This window comes from Frankia sp. CoWAU3, assembly GCF_977971855.1.
In genome coordinates this window covers 1,635-5,961 of the sequence record NZ_CDWWXB010000221.1, presented here as the reverse complement: position 1 = coordinate 5,961, position 4,327 = coordinate 1,635, and the positions used below count along the sequence as shown (strand labels likewise).

5 protein-coding genes and 1 pseudogene are annotated in these 4,327 nt (G+C 71.9%); 3 read left to right on the top strand and 3 right to left on the bottom strand.

All coding sequences use genetic code 11. The annotated features are described in order from the left end of the window. The first annotated feature begins 37 nt into the window (after window positions 1-37). Window positions 38-286 carry a hypothetical protein gene (locus AC08ON_RS15775; protein WP_476617241.1) on the top strand — a complete coding sequence of 83 codons (249 nt, stop codon included), beginning with the start codon at window positions 38-40 and terminating at the stop codon, window positions 284-286. After that, complete coding sequence (locus AC08ON_RS15770) at window positions 283-618, top strand: hypothetical protein (RefSeq protein WP_476608288.1); 336 nt, start codon at window positions 283-285, stop codon at window positions 616-618. The genes AC08ON_RS15775 and AC08ON_RS15770 overlap by 4 nt, the downstream gene beginning before the upstream one ends. A 16-nt stretch (window positions 619-634) precedes the next feature. On the opposite strand, the gene AC08ON_RS15765 is transcribed toward AC08ON_RS15770, so the two are convergent. Beyond that, window positions 635-2,314 (bottom strand): ABC-F family ATP-binding cassette domain-containing protein, encoded by a 1,680-nt coding sequence (locus AC08ON_RS15765; protein ID WP_476608287.1) that lies wholly within the window; start codon window positions 2,312-2,314, stop codon window positions 635-637. 82 nt (window positions 2,315-2,396) lie between these two features. On the opposite strand from AC08ON_RS15765, the gene AC08ON_RS15760 reads away from it, so the two are divergent. Further along, window positions 2,397-2,843: a TIGR03668 family PPOX class F420-dependent oxidoreductase gene (locus AC08ON_RS15760; RefSeq protein ID WP_476608286.1), complete on the top strand. Its 447-nt coding sequence runs from the start codon at window positions 2,397-2,399 to the stop codon at window positions 2,841-2,843. A gap of 51 nt (window positions 2,844-2,894) precedes the next feature. Here AC08ON_RS15760 and AC08ON_RS15755 read toward each other — a convergent pair whose 3' ends face one another. Together AC08ON_RS15755 and AC08ON_RS15750 are read right to left on the bottom strand one after the other, a co-directional pair. Further along, entirely contained in the window at window positions 2,895-3,686 is a 792-nt protein-coding gene (locus tag AC08ON_RS15755; protein WP_476608285.1) for a ribonuclease FAU-1 family protein, read from the bottom strand. Between the two features lie 99 nt (window positions 3,687-3,785). Next, window positions 3,786-4,327: pseudogene (locus AC08ON_RS15750) on the bottom strand (serine/threonine-protein kinase); the annotation flags it as partial.

Genomic DNA, 4,327 nt, shown 5'->3' with positions numbered 1-4,327 from the left:
ATCACCGATCACAACGTAGCGTAATCTCTGCGCGGCCCTGGGTAACAGGGTCACCCGGGAGGGCGCCAGCCACGGGTTTCTCTGGTCGGCCGGCACAATATCGGATCTCGGGACCCTCGGCGGTTCCTCGACCGTCGTCGCCGACGTGAACAACGCCAGGCAGATCGTGGGGACCAGCGAGACCTCGGACGGCCATTCCCGCGCGTTCCTGTGGGACGGCGGCCGCATGACCGATCTCGGGACCCTTGGCAGTGACCTGACCTGCACAGCGAGGCGGTCGCCGTGAACAGGCTCGGTCAGGTGCTGGTGCGCAGCCTCGGACCGTCGGGTGGCGGGTTCCTGTGGATCGCGGGTCGCCGCATCCCGATCACCTCACCGCTCGGCCCGCTGGAGCTTCTCGGCCTCAATGATCACGGTGTGGTGTGCGGGACGGTGCCCTCGGGTCAGGGCAGCCACGCGTTCCGCTGGTACCGCGGCCGGCTGACCGATCTGGGCACCCTCGGAGGACCGGTGAGCACGGGCAACGCCACCACCCCGAACAACGCCGTGCTCGGTTCCGCGACCACCACGGACTCCCCGTTTCCCCATGCGGCATTCTGGCCAAACACCGGCGCCTGACGTTCTCGGCGAGCCGTCACAATGGTTTCTCGGTGACGAGGGGCTTCTCGGTGACGAGGCCGCCGTTGACGTGCAGCCGGCGGGTCACGGCGACCCTGTCGAGCATGCGCCGATCATGGGTGACGAGTAGCAGGGTGCCCGCATAGCCGGCCAGCGCCTGTTCGAGCTGATCGATCGCCGGAAGGTCGAGGTGGTTGGTGGGTTCGTCGAGCACCAGGCAGTTCACGCCGACCGCCTGCAGCAGCGCGAGCCCCGCCCGGGTGCGTTCTCCCGGCGACAGGGACGCCGCCGGCCGGGTGACCTGATCCGGGCCGAGACCGAACTTCGCGAACAGGGTGCGCACCTCACCCGCCGGCCAACTGGTCGCCCGCTCGGCGACGGCCAGCGCCGTGGCCTCACCCCGGAACAGGCCGCGGGCCTGGTCGATCTCGCCGAGCCGCACGCCGGACCCGAGTGCCTGGTGCCCCCGGGCCAGGGGGATGCGGCCGAGCAGCGCACCCAGCATGGTCGTCTTGCCCCCGCCGTTCGGCCCGGTGATCACCACCCGGTCCGCCCACGCGATCGTCAGATCGACCGGCCCCAGAGTGAAGCCCGACCGGGCCACCACCGCGCCGGTCAATGTCGCGACGACATCGCCCGACCGGGGCGCGGCTGCGATCGACATGCGCAGCTGCCATTCCTTGCGGGGCTCCTCGACCTCCGCCAACCGGTCGATGCGGGACTCGATGGACCGGACCCTGGCCGCGCTCTTCGTCGCCGCCTCGATCCGGGCTCCCTTGGCAGCCCGGTCACCGTCGGGCATCCGCCGCTTCGCCCGCACCGAACCCCGCACCGCCTGCTCCCGCTGGCGTTGCGCCTGAGCGACGAGATCGGCTCGCTGGCCGGCGTACTCCTCGTACCGCTCCCGGGCCTGACGCCGCGCGACCTCGCGGGCCTGCAGGTACGCCGTCCATCCGCCAGCGAAGAGGGTGAGGCCGTGCCGGTGCGGATCGAGTTCGGCGACGGTGTCGATGGTGCGGTCGAGGAACTCGCGGTCGTGGCTGACGACGACCAGCGCCCCGGGCACGCCTTGGACGAACCGCTCGAGCCGTTCCAGCCCGTCGAAGTCGAGGTCGTTGGTGGGCTCGTCGAGCAGGGTGATGTCGAACCGGGACAGCAGGACGCCGGCCAGCGATCCCCGGGCGGCCTGCCCGCCGGACAACGCCGTCGTCGGGCTGTCGAGCGCGCCCGCGGGCAGACCGAGATCGGCGCACACCTCTTCGGCGCGGGCGTCGAGGTCGGCCGCGCCGATCGCCAGCCACCGCTCCAGGGCGACGCTGTAGCGGTCGTCGACCCCGGACATGCCAGGAGCCCCGGACATGCCCAGGGCCAACGCCTCGGTCGCGGCGTCGAGCTCGGCCTGCGCCGCGGCGACGCCGGTGCGACGGGCGAGGAAGGCCCGCAGGGTCTCCCCGGGGTGGCGGTCGGGTTCCTGGGGGAGCAGGCCGACGTTGGCGGTCGGCGGCGCGAGATCCACCCGGCCCGCGTCGAGCGTCACCTGCCCGGCGAGGGCACGCAACAGCGTCGACTTACCGACGCCGTTGGGCCCCACCACGCCGAGACGGTCGCCGGGCGCGACGGTGAGGGAGACGCCGTCGAGGACGGTCGCCCCACCGCGGGTGACGGTGAGGCCGGACGCGACGAGGGTGGCGGACATCTGACCAGTCTGGCGCATGGACGACGCATCGCGTCCCGCCCCCTGTGGTCGCCTCCATCCGGTGGGATCCTACGGTGGGACCGTGCGGCTGACCGACGTCGAGGCCCGCACCCGGTTCACCCCGGCGCGGGTCGCCCGGCTGGCCACCGCCGGTGGCGACGGACGTCCACACATCGTGCCCGTCACCTTCGCCGTGAACGCGGGCGCCGTGAACGCGGGCGCGGCCAGCGTCGTCACCGCAGTCGATCACAAACCGAAGAGCACGGTCGGGGGTCTGCGGCGCCTGCGCAACATCACCGAGAATCCTCAGGTCAGCCTGCTCGTCGACGCCTACGACGACGACTGGTCGCGGCTGTGGTGGGCGCGCGCCGACGGCGAGGCCCGCATCGTCCGGGCGGGCGAACCCGGACACGCCCCCGCCGTCGAACTGCTCATCGCCCGATATGACCAGTACCAGGCCGCCCCGCCCGCCGGGCCGGCAATCATCGTGACGGTGGCCCGCTGGTCAGGGTGGGCCTTCTCGGCGTAGCCGGCTGTTGACATCGCCGGCCCTCGATATCGCCGGCTGTTGACATCGCCCTCAGCGCGGGCCGGTTTCGGTCGTACCCGGCGCCCGGGGGCGGTCCCAGCCGGGAGGCAGGGTATCCGGTGTGCGCCAGGACGGGTCCGGCTGGAAATCGCACCAGGTGCCGTCGAACGGGAACGCCCCCGCCTCGACGAGCCGCAGCAGCCGCTCGCCCTCGGCCCGCACCGCCGCCGCGTCGGTGACCCAGTAGTGCTCGGGAAACGCGAGCCGTTCCGCGAGCTCGTGCTCGTCCTTCCACTGCCAGGTCCGGTCCGGGCAGACCCACAGGTCGAGGTCGTGGTCGGTCGTATCCACCCCGACGAGTCCGTCGTGGCGCCAGGCCACGGCGGGTGCCTCGAGATTGATGTACCAACGGGCGAACCGCCCCTGCCGGTCCCAGAACCACCACACCGAGTGTGCGCCCGCCGGCGGGATCAGCATGAGGATGTTCGGCCCAGGCCAGGCCCTCGTCACCAGCACCGTGGATTGGCGGATCCATTCGGCGAACGGCATGTCGCGCAGGCCCCGACCGTCCGTACTCAGCTCGACGGCCATCGGGCAGCCGTGCGGGATCCACAGCCGCAGGCCGCGCTCATCGTGGCCGACCACGTGACCCGCGCGGACGAAGACGAGCCGCTTGGTGGTGAACGACCGGTGCACGACCACTTCGCCCGGGGCGAATTCGCCCGGGACGAACGGACCCGCCGGTGCGGCGCCCGAACCGGGCAGTGGCGATGCCTGGGGACCGGGATGGGGACCGGCCTGGGAACCGGGATCGTACGCCACGGGGCTTTCCAGCTTCGTCACCGTCAGACTGTACGGTGCCGCCCCGCCCCGGCGTGTCCCCCGCCACAACACTCACAACAGACGGGATGGGACGCTCATGACAGTCGATTCCGCCGTCGATCAACCGACGGCACCGGCCAGCAGCTCCCGGACGACGGGCACCATCGGATGCTCCGTCCCCCAGACCCTGAGCAGATCGGCGAGCAGCGCCGATAGGGTCTCGGCTGCCGACGCCCGATGGCCGGCGCCGAGCTGCAACAGCCCGATCTGCCGTCGCAGCTCGAAGACCTGGGCGTCGTCCGCACCGAACACCCTGATCTCGTCCTCCAGCAGCCCACGAAGCTGTTCGAGCGCCTGGCCGGTCTCACCGATCAGGGCCCGGCAGGTTGCCTCCCGCAGACGGCAGCGCAGAACCCGCTCGCTGTCCGGAGCGTCCCGGTGGACGAGATCGACGAGAAGCGTGCGGTAGCCGTCCACCGCGCGGCGGAAGTCACCGCCCTCGAACAGGTGGTCCGCCAGATCGAGACGGAGCGCGAGCACGTCCGCGCTGTCGTGGCCGAGGGCACGACCGGCCCGGTCCACCGCCGCCGCCAGCACACCGGCGGCCTGGCTGTAGCGGGAAGCCCGGGCCAACGTCCGAGCCTCGTCCCGGGCACGACGAA